This is a genomic window from Erythrobacter sp. S57(2025), assembly GCF_057365055.1.
Genome location: NZ_CP200299.1, coordinates 1,305,863 through 1,324,059 on the forward strand (window position 1 = coordinate 1,305,863; position 18,197 = coordinate 1,324,059).

16 protein-coding genes and 1 tRNA gene are annotated in these 18,197 nt (G+C 54.5%); 12 read left to right on the forward strand and 5 right to left on the reverse strand.

Going from position 1 to position 18,197, the window contains the following annotated elements; translation table 11 throughout:
- Positions 1 to 131 precede the first annotated feature (131 nt).
- Together leuA and AC0V6N_RS06380 are read left to right on the forward strand one after the other, a co-directional pair.
- Entirely contained in the window at positions 132 to 1,802 is a 1,671-nt protein-coding gene (leuA, locus tag AC0V6N_RS06375; protein WP_486170751.1) for a 2-isopropylmalate synthase, read from the forward strand.
- A 65-nt stretch (positions 1,803 to 1,867) separates the two neighbouring features.
- On the forward strand, positions 1,868 to 4,132 hold the full coding sequence (locus AC0V6N_RS06380) for a penicillin acylase family protein (protein WP_486170752.1): 2,265 nt from the start codon (positions 1,868 to 1,870) through the stop codon (positions 4,130 to 4,132).
- An 8-nt stretch (positions 4,133 to 4,140) separates the two neighbouring features.
- Here AC0V6N_RS06380 and AC0V6N_RS06385 read toward each other — a convergent pair whose 3' ends face one another.
- On the reverse strand, positions 4,141 to 4,551 hold the full coding sequence (locus tag AC0V6N_RS06385; protein WP_486170753.1) for a response regulator: 411 nt from the start codon (positions 4,549 to 4,551) through the stop codon (positions 4,141 to 4,143).
- A 424-nt stretch (positions 4,552 to 4,975) separates the two neighbouring features.
- Here AC0V6N_RS06385 and AC0V6N_RS06390 point away from each other — a divergent pair, with 424 nt between their 5' ends.
- Positions 4,976 to 6,031, forward strand: a complete 1,056-nt coding sequence (locus AC0V6N_RS06390) for an amidohydrolase family protein (RefSeq protein ID WP_486170754.1) — start codon at positions 4,976 to 4,978, stop codon at positions 6,029 to 6,031.
- A gap of 50 nt (positions 6,032 to 6,081) precedes the next feature.
- The gene (locus tag AC0V6N_RS06395; RefSeq protein ID WP_486170755.1) at positions 6,082 to 7,065 is read left to right on the forward strand and encodes an NAD(P)H-dependent flavin oxidoreductase; all 984 of its coding nucleotides are present in this window, start codon (positions 6,082 to 6,084) and stop codon (positions 7,063 to 7,065) included.
- Positions 7,066 to 7,079: 14 nt separating this feature from the next.
- On the opposite strand, the gene AC0V6N_RS06400 is transcribed toward AC0V6N_RS06395, so the two are convergent.
- The 3 genes from AC0V6N_RS06400 to AC0V6N_RS06410 all read right to left on the reverse strand — a co-directional run bounded on the left by AC0V6N_RS06400 (position 7,080) and on the right by AC0V6N_RS06410 (position 9,050).
- A complete protein-coding gene (locus tag AC0V6N_RS06400) occupies positions 7,080 to 7,637 on the reverse strand; it encodes an AHH domain-containing protein (RefSeq protein ID WP_486170756.1) in 558 nt (185 codons plus the stop codon).
- Between the two features lies 1 nt (position 7,638).
- Positions 7,639 to 8,493 carry a hypothetical protein gene (locus AC0V6N_RS06405; RefSeq protein WP_486170757.1) on the reverse strand — a complete coding sequence of 285 codons (855 nt, stop codon included), beginning with the start codon at positions 8,491 to 8,493 and terminating at the stop codon, positions 7,639 to 7,641.
- 74 nt (positions 8,494 to 8,567) lie between these two features.
- A complete protein-coding gene (locus AC0V6N_RS06410; RefSeq protein WP_486170758.1) occupies positions 8,568 to 9,050 on the reverse strand; it encodes a flavodoxin family protein in 483 nt (160 codons plus the stop codon).
- 161 nt (positions 9,051 to 9,211) lie between these two features.
- Between AC0V6N_RS06410 and recJ the strand changes: the two genes are divergently transcribed.
- The 8 genes from recJ (at position 9,212) to phoB (ending at position 17,475) form a co-directional block, all read left to right on the forward strand.
- A complete protein-coding gene (recJ, locus tag AC0V6N_RS06415; RefSeq protein ID WP_486170759.1) occupies positions 9,212 to 10,918 on the forward strand; it encodes a single-stranded-DNA-specific exonuclease RecJ in 1,707 nt (568 codons plus the stop codon).
- A gap of 105 nt (positions 10,919 to 11,023) precedes the next feature.
- Positions 11,024 to 11,098 (forward strand) — tRNA-Glu (locus tag AC0V6N_RS06420).
- A 70-nt stretch (positions 11,099 to 11,168) separates the two neighbouring features.
- A complete protein-coding gene (locus AC0V6N_RS06425) occupies positions 11,169 to 12,446 on the forward strand; it encodes an ATP-binding protein (RefSeq protein WP_486170760.1) in 1,278 nt (425 codons plus the stop codon).
- A 114-nt stretch (positions 12,447 to 12,560) separates the two neighbouring features.
- Positions 12,561 to 13,946 (forward strand): phosphate ABC transporter permease subunit PstC, encoded by a 1,386-nt coding sequence (gene pstC, locus AC0V6N_RS06430; protein WP_486170761.1) that lies wholly within the window; start codon positions 12,561 to 12,563, stop codon positions 13,944 to 13,946.
- Positions 13,939 to 15,204: a phosphate ABC transporter permease PstA gene (gene pstA, locus AC0V6N_RS06435; RefSeq protein WP_486172435.1), complete on the forward strand. Its 1,266-nt coding sequence runs from the start codon at positions 13,939 to 13,941 to the stop codon at positions 15,202 to 15,204. Before pstC ends, pstA begins: the two co-directional genes overlap by 8 nt.
- A gap of 41 nt (positions 15,205 to 15,245) precedes the next feature.
- Positions 15,246 to 15,992 carry a phosphate ABC transporter ATP-binding protein PstB gene (gene pstB, locus AC0V6N_RS06440; RefSeq protein ID WP_486172436.1) on the forward strand — a complete coding sequence of 249 codons (747 nt, stop codon included), beginning with the start codon at positions 15,246 to 15,248 and terminating at the stop codon, positions 15,990 to 15,992.
- Positions 15,992 to 16,660, forward strand: a complete 669-nt coding sequence (phoU, locus tag AC0V6N_RS06445) for a phosphate signaling complex protein PhoU (RefSeq protein WP_486170762.1) — start codon at positions 15,992 to 15,994, stop codon at positions 16,658 to 16,660. The genes pstB and phoU overlap by 1 nt, the downstream gene beginning before the upstream one ends.
- A gap of 125 nt (positions 16,661 to 16,785) precedes the next feature.
- Positions 16,786 to 17,475 carry a phosphate regulon transcriptional regulator PhoB gene (gene phoB / locus AC0V6N_RS06450; protein WP_486170763.1) on the forward strand — a complete coding sequence of 230 codons (690 nt, stop codon included), beginning with the start codon at positions 16,786 to 16,788 and terminating at the stop codon, positions 17,473 to 17,475.
- On the opposite strand, the gene AC0V6N_RS06455 is transcribed toward phoB, so the two are convergent.
- On the reverse strand, positions 17,472 to 18,143 hold the full coding sequence (locus AC0V6N_RS06455) for an extensin-like domain-containing protein (protein WP_486170764.1): 672 nt from the start codon (positions 18,141 to 18,143) through the stop codon (positions 17,472 to 17,474). The two genes, phoB and AC0V6N_RS06455, sit on opposite strands and share 4 nt — an antisense overlap.
- Positions 18,144 to 18,197 lie beyond the last annotated feature (54 nt).

The following is an 18,197-nucleotide window of genomic DNA, read 5'->3' on the forward strand; positions in this document are numbered from 1 at the left end:
GCACCACGCTACTACTACGACTTATCCGCCCTTGGACGGTGTAGGCGCGTGCACCTAAGGCGCGGCCACCGTTCAAGGGTTATCCGCCGCCTCCTCTTTCCAGCACCGAATTAAAGAGCATCCGCCAAGTCATGCTGAAACAACCTTCGAACAAGTATCGTGCATTTCCTCCCATCAACCTGCCTGATCGCAAATGGCCAGGTCGCATTATCGACAGCGCTCCTCGTTGGCTGTCGACCGATCTGCGTGATGGGAACCAGTCAATCATTGATCCGATGGATGCCGTGAAAAAGCGGCGCTTTTTCGACTTGCTGGTCGAAGTGGGTGTGAAGGAAATCGAGGTTGGCTTTCCAAGCGCTGGCGCAACCGAATTCGACTTTATCTCTGGCCTAGTGCAGTCTGATGCAGTGCCTGAAGACGTCTTGGTGCAGGTGCTGACGCAAAGCCGTGAAGATCTGATACGCACGTCTTTTGAAAGCCTTCAAGGCGCACGGGCAGCAATCGTACATCTCTACAATGCCGTATCCCCTGCTTGGCGTGACATCGTTTTCCGCATGTCCAAGACCGAAGTTCGCGAGATCGCTGCGAAGGGCGCTAAGGTCATGCGGGACTGCGCTGGCGAACGTCCCGAGACCGATTGGCATTTCCAATATTCGCCTGAGACTTTCTCGACCGCAGAACTCGACTTTTCAATCGAGGTTTGTGAGGCGGTTATGGAGGTGCTGCAGCCTACCCCAGACAAACCGATCATCCTCAATCTGCCCGCCACGGTAGAGGCGGCGACACCCAATATCTACGCCGACCAAATCGAGTATTTTGCCCGCAATCTGCCAAACCGCGAAAGCGCAATCATATCGTTGCACACGCATAATGATCGGGGCACGGGGGTTGCGGCAGCTGAACTTGGCCTGATGGCAGGTGCAGACCGTGTTGAGGGCTGCCTTTTCGGCAATGGAGAGCGCACGGGCAATTGCTGCCTCGTGACAATGGCGCTCAATCTCTACACGCAAGGTGTCGATCCCGGACTGGATTTCTCAGACATCGACCGCGTGATTGAGACCGTTGAGTATTGCAACGATCTGCCTGTTCACCAACGCCACCCCTATGGCGGCGAATTGGTCTACACAGCCTTCTCCGGTTCTCACCAAGACGCGATCAAAAAAGGGTTCGAGGCAAACGCGATACAAAATGACGAACATTGGCGCGTCCCTTACCTGCCTATCGATCCTGCTGACTTGGGCCGCGACTACGAAGCCGTAATCCGCGTCAATTCACAAAGCGGGAAAGGCGGTTTTGCTTGGGTGCTGGAACAAGACCAAGGTCTTAAATTGCCTAAATCAATGCAGGCAGATTTCTCGAAGCACGTCCAGCATCTTGCCGACGAGCTGGGACGTGAACTCAACGCCACCGACATTTGGGAAGCGTTCAAGGCAACGTACCATGTGCAAACTGCCGACAAACATTTCCAACTGGTCGATTACGAAGAAAGCCGCGCAACTGACGGCACGCGTCTATTCGCAGGGAAGATTGCAGTCGCAGGCGGCGAACAAAGCGTATCGGGCCGCGGCAATGGCCTGATTTCGAGCGTTGTTAGCACTCTCGAAGACGCGTTCGACCTGGATATCAAAATCCTCGACTACACCGAGCACGCGCTTGGAAGTGGCCGGGATGCAAGAGCGGCTGCTTACCTCAAATGCGAGACACGCGGGCGGGTGATCTGGGGGTGCGGGATTGATGAGGACGTTGCGACCGCTAGCGTTCGGGCGGTGTTGAGTGCAGCCAATTCGGCGGTCGATAGCTAAGCAAGGCTTGCTGCTCTGCCTATGACCGCTTACCCCTTGGCCTCAAACTTTTGGGGTGTTGGATCATGCGTTCACTTATTGGCTTCGCCGCGCTGGCAGCGGCAATCATTGGCACACAGGCACAGGCGCAATCATTTGAAGCGAGCATAACTCGCACTCAATACAACATCCCGCATATCGTTTCCGAAACGTGGAGTGGGATCGGATACGGTGTCGCCTATGCCTATGCCCAAGACAATTTCTGCATGCTGGCCGAAGAGTTCACCACCATTGCCGGTGATCGTTCGCGCTATTTTGGACCAGAGCAGACCGCAATTCTGGGCTTCACACAGGTCGACAATCTGACTTCCGACGTCTTTTTTCGAGGTCAAATAGATTTGCCAGCACTGCGTATCGGTTGGGCCAAACAAAGCGAGGATACACGAGACCTCGTCGATGGGTATGTGGCCGGCTATAACCGTTATCTAAGCGATACTGGTCCAGACGCCCTACCCGAAGAATGCAGAAACGAACCATGGATTCGGCGGATCACACGCGATGATATGCTTCGCCTCAATGAGAAGCAGATGTTGCTGGCAAGCTCTCTTGCCCTCGCACCCGGTATCGCGACTGCCGCTCCGCCAAACGCCGCGCAGCCTGCTCAAGCTGCGCATGTGGTTTTGCCACCCGAACACGAAGATTTGAACTTTGGCAGCAATGGTTGGGCATTTGGTGGCGATGCAACGCAGGATGGCAGAGGATTGCTAATCGGCAATCCACATTTCCCGTGGGAGGGCCCATCACGCTTTTGGCAACTGCATGTAACAAAGCCAGGTGAATATGACGCGATGGGCGTTGGCATTGCTGGCACACCGTTAGTCACTCTTGGCTTCAATAAAAACATTGCGTGGACGCATACTGTCACTGCCGCCCGGCACTTCACCGTCTATGCACTCACCTTGGCTGAAGGTGATCCAACCGCCTACTTGGTCGATGGCGTACCAGTAAAGATGCAGGAAAAGACGGTCAGCGTCCCCATGCCCAATGGCGAGACGCCAGTTGAGCGGACGATCTACACCACGCAATTTGGGGCCATTGTGACAATTCCCGGCACGCCATTTGGATGGAGCGAAACCACCGCCTTTGCCATTCAAGATGCCAATAGCGGCAATCAACGGGCGATCGATACTTGGATGGAAATCGGCAAAGCAACCAATGTCGCTCAGGTTGAGTTGGCGATTAGTGAGACGCTCGGCATTCCTTGGGTCAATACAATCGTCGCCGACAGAAATGGCGACGCATTGCACGCTGATGTCACGGCCGTGCCCGGTGTTTCAGCAGAATTCATCGAAGAATGCGCTACGCCTTTTTCCGGCCTCGTTGCCGACCGAATAACTCTGCTTGATGGAACGCGCGCCTCCTGCAACTGGCGATCCGACCAAAACGACCCAGCATCCGGCTTGCTTCCCGCGAGTGAGCAAGCGGTCCGGGTCCGGCGTGATTATGTTACGAACAGCAATGATAGCTATTGGATCAGCAATCCGAGCGCACCCTATGAACAGCTATCTCCAATTCTGGGAGATTTCGAAAAAGCGCTCAGCTTACGAACACGATCAAATTTCATGGAAACTCAAGCGGCCCTTGCTAGCGGTGCAGTCGATCGCGAGGCTGCGAGAACGCTAGTGTTTGGGAATGCGAGCCTTGCAGCAGACATGGTGGTCGAACCGTTGCTGGCCAAGTGCGCAACACAGGAAGAACTTGCCCAAGCATGTGCAGCACTCGAAGGCTGGGATCGCACTTTCGACGCGGATAGCTCCGGCGCTTACCTATTTGTACGTTTCTGGAACAAGGTTCGAAACAGCGACGATCTTTGGCTGATCCCCTTCGATGCTCAGGACTTTGTGAACACTCCGCGCAACCTTGATACCTCGGATAACAAAGGTGAAGCCTTACTAGCCGCCCTCGCACAGGCTGCCGCCGACTTGGAAGAAGCCGGAATTGCACTCAACGCAAAGTGGGGCGATGTTCAAGTTCGAGTGTCGGGCGATGAGCGCATTTCCATCCATGGAGGACCGGGCACGGCAGGCGTGCTGAATATGCAAAGGAGCCGGACAATCGACGGTGGTATCACTCCGATCCATGGCTCCAGCTACATCCAAATTGTAAGCTTTGATGAGAGCGGGCCAATTGCCGACGCGATCCTGACCTATTCGCAATCCACCAACCCAGCTTCAGATCACTATGCTGACCAAACTAGGCTTTATGCAGATAAGGTGTGGCATCGTTTGCCATTCGCTCCAGCTGAAATCACTGCTCAACAGATCGGCGAAACAATGGTGATTTCTGAGTAGCTGAGATCTCACGCGGCCTTATTGATTACACCGCGCAAGCACCCTGAGACCAGTTCTTCGATCTCGGCTGGCGTGGCAAGTTTCTCGAGAATGGGAGCTTCCACCTCGCCCATCTGGCGCGCCGAATACTGCGTGTATCCAGAGCTGTAGATCACTGGCATTTTCGGGAAGTAATCGCGCACCCGCCGGGCAAGTTCAAAGCCATCCAGCACGCCTGACATAACGATATCGGTAAGCAATAGATCGAAGCACTTTCCAGCATCAATCATCTCCAACGCTTCTTCGCCATTCTGTGCTGGTAGCACCGCATAATCCAATCGTTCGAGGATATCCGTCATCATCATTCGCAACAACAATTCGTCTTCTACCACCATTATCGTCTGGCCCGCCTGAACAGGTCCGCCATCTTTAGACGCCACTAATGCCACCTCTGCCCCTGAAGCATGTTTTTATCGTTCAAGACAAACCCCAATTGAAGAATTCGAAATCTAGAGACCCGATTTCCTCTTCGTACATGAATTTAAAAAACACGAAAACTATCGAATAATATGTGAGTTTTGGAATTATTTTCATCACAATTCCAACGCCTCGCCACCTACCAATTTCTCTTTATTTAATAACGACGAACACTTTATCATTGCGTTGCGTATGTATTCTTCAATGTGACACACTCAGGTCAAATTAAAATTGGGATAATTTCGCGGAGTGCTCTGGATGCCGCACCCACAGCCAGCGAGGTCGCAACAAATGACTGTTTTGGCCCGAGCTCTTGCTTTTCCGAGATAAGTGGATGTTATGCTCGGCCTAGCCGCACAAAAAATATGCTTCTGAGAGAGGGATTGGATGGCACAAGAACAGCAAGAACACGTACTAGAGCCTGACCTCCCCATCATCGATCCACATCATCATTTGTGGGATTTGCGCCCCATGTTGCCGATGCTCCCTATACCAAGACATCGGTTTATTGAGACGCTCGTCCCGGTCGCGCACTATACATTTGATCAATTCAACGCCGAAGTCGCTTGCGGACACAACGTAGTCGGCACAGTGTTCATGGAATGCGGCGCGTTCTATAATGCTGACTATGGCGAGGCGCTAAAGCCCGTTGGCGAAGTCGAGTTCGTAAACGGGGTTGCTGCGCAATCGGCAAGCGGCCTCTACGGAATCCCCAGACTTTGCGCCGGTATTGTAGGCCACGCCGATCTGCTGCGCGGAGCCGGTGCCGGAGAGGTCTTGGATGCACTTCAGGCTGCCTCCCCAGATCGATTTAAAGGCATCAGACATCAAGGGGCGTGGGATGCCGACCCAGACGTACTCGGCCCTCCGTTTCATGCTCCGCCAGAACTCTATCGCGATGCGACATTTCGCGAAGGTTTCGCGCAACTTGGCACCCGCGATCTGAGTTTTGATGCCTGGCTGCTCGAACCACAAATCCCAGACGTCATTGATCTTGCAAGGGCTTTCCCCAACACGCCTATTTGCCTTGACCATTGCGGGACACCGCTTGGGATGGCGAGCTACACAGGCAAACTTGAAGAGCGCTTTGATATTTGGCGATCAAACATCGTTGAGCTTGGAAAATGCGACAATGTGATGATCAAACTGGGCGGTCTTTCAATGCACAATTGCGCTATGCCAGCTGAAGGACCTGCTGCGGGCCTGGGATCAGCTGAACTGGCGAAACTTTGGAAGCCATATATCGAAACCTGTATCGAAGCTTTCGGCCCTCAACGCGCGATGTTTGAAAGCAATTATCCGGTGGACCGGTGGGGTGCCACCTACTCAGTATTGTGGAACGCCTTCAAACGGATCACCGCAGGGGCAAGCGACGACGAGAAAGCTGCGCTTTATGCCGGGAACGCTAGTCGGTTTTACCGCGTTGAACATCTGCTTGCCTGATTGCAATTTGCAACTTACCGCGCGTTCAAAGCTTCTAGGAGAAAATTCATATGTCGCTTCCGGCCCCGTTTGACCGTCTTCGCCTGCCACTGATTGGATCACCACTTTTCATCGTGTCCGGCCCAGAATTGGTCATCGCACAGTGCAAAGCGGGTATTATCGGAAGCTTCCCTGCGCTCAACGCTCGCCCGCAAACTCTGCTTGATGAATGGCTTCATCAAATCACCGAAGAGCTCGCCAAGCATAATCGTGAGAATCCAGATCGTCCGGCGGCACCCTTTGCGGTCAACCAGATCGTCCATAAGTCCAACGATCGCGTCATGGCTGACATGGCGACTTGCGAGAAATGGCAAGTTCCATTGGTCATTACGTCGCTCGGCGCGCGCACCGAAATTTTTGATGCCGTACGCAATTGGGGTGGGATTACGATGCATGACGTGATCAACAATCGTTTTGCGAACAAGGCGATTGAAAAAGGTGCCGACGGTCTCATTCCCGTTGCGGCGGGCGCTGGAGGCCATGCAGGCACGCAGTCACCTTTCGCTTTGATGCGGGAAATCCGTGAGTGGTTTGACGGTTTGGTTGCGCTTTCTGGTTCCATTGCGCACGGTTCTTCGATCCTTTCCGCCCAAGCGATGGGCGCAGATTTTGGTTATGCTGGCAGCGCGTTCATCGCCACCGAAGAAGCCAATGCGGATCAGGGATATAAGCAAGGAATTGTAGATGGTTCAGCTGAGGGGATTGTCTATTCCAACCTCTTCACCGGCGTACACGGCAACTACCTACGGTCTTCCATCGAGAACGCCGGGCTTGACCCCGAAAACCTCCCGCAAAGCGATCCCTCAAAGATGAATTTTGGCTCAGGTGGCAATACCAAAGCAAAGGCTTGGAAAGACATCTGGGGCTCTGGCCAAGGCATCGGCGCAATCAAGACTGTCGGCACTGTTGAAGACATGGTTGCCCGCTTTGAACGCGAGTATCACGAGGCCAAGTCTGCGATGGTGGAAAAGGCGAATTATACAAGCTGGGCCTAGCAAAGGTGCTTAAGCTAGCCTGTTGACGCCCAAAGACTTTCCGCCATGTCATCAAGCTCGGCGAAGTCAAAACCGGCGCCCAGCGGGTCCTTACTGTTCAGAACCATGCGCTTCTTTTCACTAAGAAGCCGGCTACGCAGAGCAGATTGCAGCAAGGCAAGCCGCAACAGAGCTTCTGAAAGCGCGGCTTCTTCATTTGAGCGTCGAGCGTTTGACCAGCTTGCCTCTATGCGGCCCACACGCTCGATCACCAGCTCATTGTATCGGCGGTGAGGCCCGCGGTGCAGAGGCATGCCTGTTCGAAAGGTGGCTTCATCGGTTGCTGGTAAGAGCAGGCCATTGGTTCGGAAGTCATCAAAGCCAACCGCTGAGCGACTAATACTCTGAAACATTGGCCCGAAGCAGCGACGTCCCACCAATTGAAGAGGGAGTAGGTGATGGCGTTGGTGACCTGATTGGTATCGAGGCGAACCAAGCCGGTTGACCGAGCGAAAAGAGATCGTTTTGCGTGCCACTGGCATCGAAACATGCTTGTGCACCGTAATCTTCGAATTCTGTTGCCCGCCGCGCATACTATTCTTTTGATACTCTTATAAATTTGCGATTGCGCGACATACTCAGCAACAACCGCATACCATCAGGCGCAACAATCCGCTCGTTCTTCTCAATACCACCTACGATGATCATTTGATTGACGATGCGAACGCCAAGACGGGTCGCGGCAACTTTGTCAGCGGAGAGCGGCGGCTCGATGCGCAGCTCCTGATCGATCCAGTGACTAAGCCCCACGCTCTGCATTGCCCCATCAACTGTCTCACGAAAAGCCGTAAGGCCGAGAGCTGGAAACGCCCCTCCTTCGAGCCAAGCGGTTGTAACGGATTCGAAAAAGCGTCGACCAATCACGCTTTGCGCAGGCGGCCACACAACGGCCTCCAAATCATCAAAGTGGTGAACGAGATCGCGGGCCAATGCGATAAGCGCACGCGCCACCGGCAAACTGCGCTCTCCTCCTGACAGATGCAGACCAGGGTGGAGATGCAAAGTATCGAAACGTGCAGGTCCGGGGATTTCATCGATGTCAAAACGATGTTCAATGGCAGGAAATTCCGCCGCATCGCCTGGGGCCAGGCCGCGTAGGTCAAACGTCAGTCCATCCCTTAGCAGTTCCAGCCAAGCCAACTCAGTCTTTACGTCGCCTTCCAGACTGCCCTGCCCAAGGGCCAATCCATCCGTAGCAACCAAATGCAATGGATTTGTTTCAGCTGGATCGTGCGTAAGAGAGACGGCCTGCTGACTGCCAACAAATTCGCGGATCGCAGCTCTATTGGGCCGTTTGTCTGTGGCAAAAAGCAGATAGAGCCCTTGAACTCGTGTGTCTGGCGTTTCGGTTATGTTGCCAACCCCTCTGATTTGAGACTTCTGATGCAAATCCCAATCTGCCGACGACCTGAAACGGCGTCGAGTCTCGATGGGGTAGTGATAGCATAAATTGGTCTCTGCAATCAGAAAACGCCCAATTTGATCCCTTCACACAAGCTATTTCCTAAATCCTCGCACCTACGCAGCACTTTCGATGAAGGAGTTTTAATCGCTAAAATTTGTTCAGGATTGCTCGCTTCGAAGTTAATTATCATTGGATCAGCGATTCTTTTCAGTCGCCAACCTGTCACTATTCGATCCAATTGCCTTTGCGCGCCGTGGCCATCTGAGCCGGCTGCAATGATTGTAGCATATGGACGGCCTTCGATGCGGCCAAGGACCGAGTAATAGTTCCGGTCAAACATCTCCTTCATCGCCCCGCTCAAGCTCGCCAGATTCTCTGGTCCGACGAAGAGATAGCCGGAGGCGTTCAAGAGATCGTCAGGCCGAACGTTCTCAACGGCTAACAAGCTCGCGCACTCATGCTGCGCCGCTGCTTTAGCCATTTTTTGACTTGCGCCAGTTCGGCTGTGCCAGATTATCAAGAGCTGTGCATCTTCGGCCATGAGCCAGCCTCACTAAGCTTGTTGTCGATTGTCAATCCCTCGGTCTATTTACCAAACGATCGATCAGCTAGATTGCACCCATGACAGATCGCCACACCTCAAACGTTCTTGGAGTAAAGCACTCCCTCACCGGCCAAGCTTGGCACTGGCGTGGGGGGAACATGGACGTGGGTTCCGCTGAGAGTGATCTGGGCCGTGACATTATGACGCAGCTTATGATGACGCGCGGCGTGGCCCCTGAAGATGTTGCCAAACACGCGACGCCAACAATGCGCGAGTTCCTGCCCGATCCATCTGAGTTTCGAGATATGGACAAAGCCGCAGATAGGATCGCGAATGCCATAGAGGCTGGCGAAACGATCACGATTTATGGCGACTATGATGTCGATGGTGCGACAAGCGCAGCGCTGTTGGTCGAATTGCTGCGATCGCTTGATGTTGAGGCGGGATACTACATTCCCGATCGCTTACTCGAGGGCTATGGGCCAACGGGCGAAGCTCTCGTTCAATTGGCAAAAGACGGCTCCAATTTGATCGTAACGGTCGACTGCGGTGCGATGGCACACGAAGCTCTGACCATGGCAAAAGAAGCCGGTGTCGACGTCATCGTTGTCGACCATCACAAATGCGCAAGTGAATTGCCTCCGACCGCCGCTTTAGTGAACCCCAATCGATTGGATGAAAGCGACCTGGCTGCGAGCCATGGGCATCTCGCGGCAGTAGGCGTCGCATTCCTGCTCGGCATCGCGCTTACACGCACGCTACGCGAAAGAGGATACTTCGCCGATCGATCAGAACCGAATTTGATGGGTCTGCTTGATCTTGTCGCACTAGGTACAGTCGCGGACGTCGCCGCTTTGCATGGGTTAAACAGAGCGTTTGTGGCGCAAGGTCTGAAGGTTTTGGCCAAGCGAGAGCGGATTGGAATGGCAGCTCTAATGGATGCAAGCCGGCTTAAACGCGCGCCAATCGCTTCAGACTTAGGGTTTGCATTGGGGCCCAGGATCAATGCAGGCGGCAGGATCGGGGAATCCACATTGGGCGTGCGACTGCTCACAACGCGCGATCCGGAAGAGGCCCAGACCATCGCCGAACAACTCTCCGCACTCAACGATGAGCGCCGCGCGATTGAAGCCGAGGTTCAAGAAGCCGCAGAAGCGCAATTGGACGGTCAGCACAATATGGGCGTTAATGTGCTTTCAGGATCCGGTTGGCACCCCGGCGTGATTGGGATCGTAGCTGGCAGAATCAAAGAGAAGACCGGAAAGCCATCAATTGTCATCGCATTGGATGAAGCAGACGGACTAGGGAAAGGATCAGGCCGGTCGATCAGCGGAATTGATATTGGGGCGGTAATCATCTCAGCACGCGAGGAGGGCTTGCTTGTTGCTGGAGGCGGGCATGCAATGGCTGCTGGCCTTACGATCGAAACCAGTAAGCTCGCAGCCTTTGCCGAATTCCTCGACAGGCGCCTTGCCCGCGACGTTGAAAAAGCCAGAGAGAACCAAGTCATGAAACTTGATCTCTCGCTTTCCCCTGGCGGCTTAACCCCAGACCTCGTTTCTACTTTAGATGCGGCGGGTCCCTATGGCGTGGGCTGGCCTGCTCCCCGCATTGCAGTTGGGCCTGTGCAGATCGTTAAGGCGGATATTGTCGGCAAAGATCATCTGCGGATCATCGCAAGTGGCGCTGATGGACGGTCATTCAAAGCGATCGCTTTTCGAGCAGCAGAAACCGAGATGGCACAAACCCTGCTGCACCGGAGCAAAGGCCGACGTTTCCATCTGGCAGGGCGAGTAAAGCTTGATGATTGGGGCCCACGCCCTGCTGCGGAATTGCACCTTGAAGATGCTGCTTTGATAGAATGATTGGCCAAACATGGCTTCTATCTGAGATATTTTCACATAAGTGGGACATACGGGGCTTGACCCATGCCGAACACACCCCTAGATGCGCGCTCTCGCAACGAGCGTGGCCCGTTCGTCTAGCGGTTAGGACGCGGCCCTTTCACGGCTGAAACACGGGTTCGATTCCCGTACGGGTCACCACCTTCGTTGCGACGCTCCCACAATCCCCTGTCAAAGTTGACCTCCCGCGTTTGCGGGTTAGAGCGATCTTATGGGTACTCCGCAGTCTATTCCCCTCGTCGGCGTCTTCCTGGCTTTGGGGACATTCATCTCCATGCTGCTTTTAGGTTTTGATCCAATCATTGCCATTTCTGTGCTTATACTGTGGGTGGGCTCATTGCTTCTTGCAGCGGGCCGTCCACCCGAACCTCCAGCGGTCGTTGTCCAAAAGTCGTTCAATCGCGACTCAATGCGGGACTTGATTGAGAATTCCTCCACCCCGCTGCTTGTGACCGAGAAGAATACTATCGCTATCGCAAACCGCGCGGCGCGGCGCATGCTAGGCCAACATATCATCGGCCAAGATGCCCGCGTTGCCTTTCGACAACCCGAAGCGATTTCTCTTTTGAGCGAAGATCGCAACGGCCAGGCGATTGTTCGTGGGCTCGTAAGGCGCCAGGACATTTGGCAGGTCAATCGCCAAGCCGTGGACGCGGATCTAGCGGTTGTGGAACTGATAAACCAAACTGCAGAAGCCGACATCAGCCGGGCGCACACCGACTTTGTAGCAAATGCCAGCCATGAGCTTCGCACCCCCCTCGCCTCAATAATTGGATATGTTGAAACGCTGAGTGAGAGCGGTGAGAGTCTCGATTCACCGACATCTCAAAAGTTTCTCGGAACAATCCAACGAGAAGCCCTACGGCTCCAAAGCTTGATAAGCGATCTCATGAGCCTGTCGCGCGTCGAAGCTGAAAAGCACGATTTGCCTGAAACGGTAATCAGGCTTGCTGATCTCACGGAACGTGCAGCACGTGACGCAGCCGGTTCCGAACGATTTGATCGCCTCAGCCTTACGCTCGACGAAAACCCATCGGTAAGGGGAGATCAGCAGCAGCTCGAACAGGTCGTTCGCAATCTGGTCGACAATGCCCTGAAATATGGGGCACCTGATACACCGGTCACCGTGCGGTTGGACTTAGCAAGAGAAGGGATGGCTCGAATCGCCGTGACTGACCAAGGCGAAGGGATTGCGCCAGAACAGCTCCCTCACCTCACGCGCCGCTTCTATCGGACCGATCCAGGGCGAAGCAGAGCTTCTGGCGGAACCGGCTTAGGTTTGGCCATTGTGAAGCACATTGTGGAGCGTCATCGCGGGCGACTCGACATTGAAAGCGATCTTGGCAAAGGCACTCGGGTTGTCGTGCGTATACCTGTCGTCAGTCCAAACGCTACGACCGGCTCAAATGTGGAACAATCAGCTCAACAGGATGCGCACAACGGCAAAAATGAGGGCATGTGGCGCGAGGAAACACCGCTTGTGTCTTAGCCTTGTCTTATTTCTTGAACATGGCGCCTCCATGGGCGTCCGATTGAGTGAAGAACCGTGACGAATAGCACTCGCGTCATCAAACAAGCCATCAGGGGTAAACAGGCTTAATTCATGTCGCCGATTACACTTATTCTGGTTGCCATTGGATTGGGCCTTGCCGGCTGGCTGGCTGGTCGTGCGAAGGCATGGAGTTTTCAGAAGGCTTCACCCGACACTCGCCCGGTCGCGAGGCCCGTATATCACGCATGGTATGTTGCGGTCTGGGTGGTATTCCCCGTTCTTATTTTTATCACCCTGTGGTCCTTCATCGCGCCCCAGCTAGTGATCCAGAGCGTCCTGAGTTCACCGGGCGCTGCAAGTCTACCAGCCTTTGGCTTTGAGAGGGAATCCTGGCTTTCCGAAGCCCGTGCGGTAGCAACTGGCAATGCTCCTGGCGTGTTTAACGAAGGCGCTGAGGCTCTGGTTGAGCCATTTCGTGAAGCCATTTCACACTACAGCATTATCGGGTTCGCTCTGACCATTCTGATCGCTTTTGGCGGCGGAGCCTTCGCATTTCTTCGCGTGCGGCCTGATTTCAAGGCGCGCACGAAGGTTGAGCGCACGGTCATGATCGTGCTCTTGCTCGCATCCTTGGTCGCAATACTTACGACGCTCGGCATCGTCGCGAGCCTCGTGTTTGAGACGATCCGCTTCTTTGGGATGGTATCGCCAATCGATTTCTTATTTGGCACCTTCTGGGGCCCAGACCCGATGAGCAATCCTGAGAACCCTGACGGTTCACGCTTCGGGGCTATCCCGCTGTTCTGGGGGACGATCTTTATCGGCGCGATCATCGCGATGATCGTTGCGATCCCGCTAGGCTTGATGAGCGCGATCTACCTTACGCAATATGCTCACCCTAAGCTTCGCCAATGGGTGAAACCGGCGCTTGAGATTCTGGCCGGTATTCCAACCGTGGTTTACGGATATTTCGCTGCGCTAACCATTGCTCCGGCCGTGCGCGACATCGCAGTATCAATGGGTGTTGCGAATGCATCTAGCGAAAGCGCGCTGGCAGCCGGTGTTGTTATGGGAGTGATGATCATCCCATTCGTGTCATCCATGGCCGACGATTCCATGGCCGCTGTGCCAAGTGCAATGCGCGACGGAAGCCTTGCAATGGGTGCCACACAGTCAGAAACGATCAAACGCGTTCTCTTTCCAGCTGCGCTCCCCGGCATCGTCGCTGGGATCATGCTCGCCATTAGCCGCGCCATTGGTGAAACTATGATCGTGGTGATGGCCGCAGGCGCTTCGTCAAATCTCTCGGCCAATCCGCTTGAGACAATGACGACGGTCACTTACCAAATTGTCGCGATGTTGACGGGTGAAGGCAGCTTCGATCACCCCGCAACCCTCAGCGCTTTTGCGCTAGGTTTCGTGCTCTTCCTTGTGACGCTCGTTCTCAACATCATCGCGTTGCGCGTCGTGAAACGGTTCCGTGAAGCTTATGAGTGATACCGCAATAACCAATCAAGCAGGCCCCACGCGGACGGATGCTTTCGCCAAGCGTTTGAAGAAACGTTACGCATCCGAGCGCCGGTTCCGCGCGCTCGGCCTTGGCGCGATTATCTTCTCCATTTCTGTGTTGATCTTCCTTTTGGGAAGCATGCTTTTAAACGGCATCGGCGGCTTTCAGCGTGCAGAGCTGACTGTTCCCATAGACTTTCCTGAAAGCGGCCTTACCGGCGATGAGGTCTCTCTGACCGCGCCTAGCGCCATCCAGGTCCTTGAAATGCAGGGCATGTCTGAGGTTGTTCATTTCTACGCTGAAGAGGCCATAGGGGTAGAAGGCGCAGAACAGCTAAGCCGCGATGCTTGGCGCGATGTTGCAGCGGCGCTTCAAGCGGACCCATCGCTCATCAACCGCAGCGAAACTTTCTACCTGCCAGCATCCTCTGATCTGGCAGCGGGCCTTGACGGTGAAGGCGCACCCGAAATGCAGGCGCTTGCAACGCAATTGGCAAGCGAGGGGAAACTGGCTGAGAATTGGGATATTGGCTTTCTCACTCGCTCCGATGCGACCAGCCCTCAGCAAGTGGGGATTTGGGGCGCATTGAAAGGCTCGATCTACACGATGATCGTGACCTTCTTGCTCGCATTTCCAATCGGTGTGCTCGCGGCACTCTACCTTGAAGAATACGCCCCAAAGAACCGCTGGACCGATTTGATTGAGGTGTCGATCAACAATTTGGCGGCTGTTCCATCGATCATTTTCGGCCTGTTGGGACTTGCGGTGTTTCTAACGCTTTTCCCGAACCTGAGATCAGCCCCCCTCATTGGCGGTATGACATTGGCTTTGATGACCATGCCTGTGATCGTCATTTCAGGCAGGAACGCGATCAAATCGGTACCTCCGTCTATCCGTGACGGTGCATTGGCCGTCGGCGCTTCTCCTGTGCAGGTTGTGTTCCATCATGTCTTGCCATTGGCGCTGCCCGGGATGTTGACCGGCACAATCATCGGCATGGCCCGTGCATTGGGTGAAACAGCGCCGCTGCTGCTGATTGGCATGCGCGCATTTGTAGCAACACCTCCAGACGGATTCACCGCGCCAGCCACCGTGTTGCCGATGCAGATTTTCCTTTGGTCAGATGAAATCGACCGCGGATTTGTGGAGCGCACTAGCGCTGCAATTATCGTCCTCTTGCTGTTCCTCCTGCTAATGAACGGCCTAGCAATTTACCTTCGCAACAGATTCGAGAAAACCTGGTGACACTCATTCACGAGAAAATTGAGAAAGACCCGAACGCGAAAATGATCGCGCGCGATGTGTCGGTCTATTATGGTTCGAAGAAGGCCATTGATGAGGTTTCGATTGAAATCTCACCTGACTACGTAACTGCTTTCATCGGCCCATCGGGTTGTGGCAAATCCACCTTTCTGCGCTGTTTCAACCGTATGAACGATACAATCCCGGTTGCGCGGGTTGATGGTCTGATCGAACTCGAAGGCGAAGACATCCACGGTGATGCGATGGACGTCGTTCAGCTGCGCGCCCGTGTCGGAATGGTCTTTCAAAAGCCCAATCCGTTTCCAAAAACGATCTACGAGAACATCGCCTACGGCCCTCGAATCCATGGATTGGGCGAGAAAAAAGCTGATCTCGACGTCATCGTCGAACGCTCCCTCACCCGTGCGGGGCTATGGGATGAAGTAAAGGACCGGCTCGAAGATTCTGGCACGGCTCTTTCAGGCGGCCAGCAGCAACGCCTTTGCATTGCCCGTGCGATTGCCGTTGATCCCGAAGTTATCCTTATGGATGAGCCCGCATCGGCGCTCGATCCGATTGCGACAGCAAAGATTGAAGAATTGATCGCCGAGCTTTCTGGCCGGTATGCTATAGTCATCGTGACACACTCGATGCAGCAGGCTGCCCGCGTCAGCCAACGCACTGCTTTTTTCCACCTCGGCAAGATGGTGGAGTACGGTCCAACGTCCGATATCTTCACCAATCCAATTGAAGAGCGGACCAAGGACTACATCACAGGACGATACGGCTAATGGCTGATCATACCGTCAAAGCATTTGATGAAGACATCACCCGCCTCCGCGGCTTGATCGCGGAGATGGGTGGGCTTGCCGAAGTTGCGATCCAAGAAGCCCTTGAGGCGATGGTGCGCGGCGACGAAGAGCTTGGCAACAGCGTGGTTGCGCGTGACAAGAAGATCGACGCTTTGGAATCCGAAGTCGACAAGCTCGCCGTTCGCATCATCGCATTGCGGGCACCAATGGCAGACGACCTTCGTGAAGTGATCGCAGCGCTCAAAATCGCTGGCGTTGTTGAGCGGATTGGTGACTATTCAAAGAATATCGCCAAACGCGTTGGGATGATCGAAGGGCGTGACCGGTTTGAGCCTTTGACACTTCTTCCTGCAATGGGTGAGCTCGCGGGTGAGATGGTGCACGACGTGCTAACCGCCTATGCCGCGCGTGATCCCGGACTTGCGCGCGAAGTGATTGCCACCGACGCCAAGGTTGATGCATTTTACAACAGTATTTTCCGCAATCTGGTGAGCCATATGGTGGAAAATCCAGCGACTATTTCGAGCGCAGCACAGCTGCTGTTTGTCGCTCGCAATTTGGAGCGGATCGGAGACCATGCGACAAATGTTGCGGAAATGGTCCATTTTGCTGCGACAGGGACATATCCACCCGAAGACGAGCGCTAACAAACAACAGCCTCTGTGGAAAAGTCATCGGCGCGGATTTCATCAAACTGTAGCGCAAATGAAACAAAGTTAGACGTGTTGGGTGCTTTGGGTTCTTAGGGCGCCTACGTGAGGAGACACGGAACATGCCCGCTGCCAAACTGCTGTTGGTTGAAGACGATCCAGCGCTTTCCGAACTGCTCGAATATCGCTTTCAAAACGAAGGGTATGACGTCCGTTGCACCGGTGACGGTGACGAGGCGATGGTTTTGGCGAGTGAAGACGTTCCCGATCTCATCATTCTCGATTGGATGATTGAAGGGACAAGCGGCATCGAAGTCTGTCGCCGTTTGCGCCGCGATAAAGAAACCGCGCATGTGCCGATCATTATGCTTACAGCGAGAGAGGCGGAAGACGACCGTGTTCGCGGTTTGGAAACCGGCGCAGACGATTATCTGACCAAACCATTTAGCCCACGCGAATTGCTAGCGCGTGTTGCGGCCGTCATGCGCCGTATCCGGCCTGCTCTTGCAGGTGAAACGATTGAGGTGGGCGATATCAAGCTCGACCCGGTTGCACATAAGGTGCAGCGCCGCGGCCGCTCGCTCCAGCTTGGCCCTACAGAGTATCGGTTGCTCAAATTCTTCATGGAGAGCCCGGGCCGTGTGTTTAGTCGCGGGCAATTGCTCGATGGCGTCTGGGGAACGGGGTCAGATATTGAGCTGCGCACTGTCGACGTCCATATTCGTCGCTTACGCAAAGCGATTGGACTGGAAGGCATGAAGGACCCTATTCGCACGGTCCGATCTGCTGGATATGCTCTCGAGCCAACCTAGCGGCAGACGCCTGCATAGCGGGCAGCCTGATCGAAGTGGAAATGGTCTGCATGTGCAGCGTTGAAATCGGGCGAAAGCACGGTTGAGAATACTCCGCATGCATCATCCCGGATTGCCCGCAAGAACTCCGCACGGTCCGCATCCCCGTCCCAATCGTCGAGAACGCTTATTCGCCTGCCATCGGCAAGCACGAATGCAGAGATATCAATCGCGTTGGCCGTGGCGTGCTCGCTCCATGCACCTGAACCACTCCCGCGCATTCGGCGGCAATTGAACGCACCAAGATGCTCAATTCTCGCGATTTCACTGCCAAGATGCTCCTGCGCTGCTGGTGCGACGCTTTTCTCTCGCCATAGTTCTAGGCCAGCGGCGACCGGGCATGTCACGGCAGGCGTATCAGGAGCAAGTGGGAAGCCACCAAGCTGGGTTCGATCTGATCGCGAACAGGGGCCTTCTTCGGTTTCTGGCAGGGCTGAGTAGGCAATATCGCTGCGATCGAGCACTGCACGGCATGCCAGCACATCATCCCGCAGAGCAGTCAGCTTTGTCGCGGTCGCCATCCCTATTGGGTCACGTAGGTCGAGCGGAGCGAAAGGATTGTGCTCAGGATGCGCTTGCAGCCAATTCCATCCGACAAAACCGCCAATCGTTCCAATAGCGAACAGCACAAGCGTGCTACCAAGACACCCAGTTCTTTTTCGTTTTCGTGCCATTGTTCGAGC

Excerpts from the sequence above, each read along its gene's own strand:
- AC0V6N_RS06380 (WP_486170752.1), top strand. The coding sequence starts at position 1,868 with ATGCGTTCACTTATTGGCTTCGCCGCGCTGGCAGCGGCAATCATTGGC.
- pstB (WP_486172436.1), top strand. The coding sequence starts at position 15,246 with ATGATCGCGCGCGATGTGTCGGTCTATTATGGTTCGAAGAAGGCCATT.
- AC0V6N_RS06410 (WP_486170758.1), bottom strand. The coding sequence starts at position 9,050 with ATGGCCGAAGATGCACAGCTCTTGATAATCTGGCACAGCCGAACTGGC.
- pstC (WP_486170761.1), top strand. The coding sequence starts at position 12,561 with ATGTCGCCGATTACACTTATTCTGGTTGCCATTGGATTGGGCCTTGCC.
- leuA (WP_486170751.1), top strand. The coding sequence starts at position 132 with ATGCTGAAACAACCTTCGAACAAGTATCGTGCATTTCCTCCCATCAAC.
- phoB (WP_486170763.1), top strand. The coding sequence starts at position 16,786 with ATGCCCGCTGCCAAACTGCTGTTGGTTGAAGACGATCCAGCGCTTTCC.
- recJ (WP_486170759.1), top strand. The coding sequence starts at position 9,212 with ATGGACGTGGGTTCCGCTGAGAGTGATCTGGGCCGTGACATTATGACG.
- AC0V6N_RS06390 (WP_486170754.1), top strand. The coding sequence starts at position 4,976 with ATGGCACAAGAACAGCAAGAACACGTACTAGAGCCTGACCTCCCCATC.
- AC0V6N_RS06395 (WP_486170755.1), top strand. The coding sequence starts at position 6,082 with ATGTCGCTTCCGGCCCCGTTTGACCGTCTTCGCCTGCCACTGATTGGA.
- AC0V6N_RS06400 (WP_486170756.1), bottom strand. The coding sequence starts at position 7,637 with ATGCGCGGCGGGCAACAGAATTCGAAGATTACGGTGCACAAGCATGTT.
- AC0V6N_RS06425 (WP_486170760.1), top strand. The coding sequence starts at position 11,169 with ATGGGTACTCCGCAGTCTATTCCCCTCGTCGGCGTCTTCCTGGCTTTG.
- pstA (WP_486172435.1), top strand. The coding sequence starts at position 13,939 with ATGAGTGATACCGCAATAACCAATCAAGCAGGCCCCACGCGGACGGAT.
- phoU (WP_486170762.1), top strand. The coding sequence starts at position 15,992 with ATGGCTGATCATACCGTCAAAGCATTTGATGAAGACATCACCCGCCTC.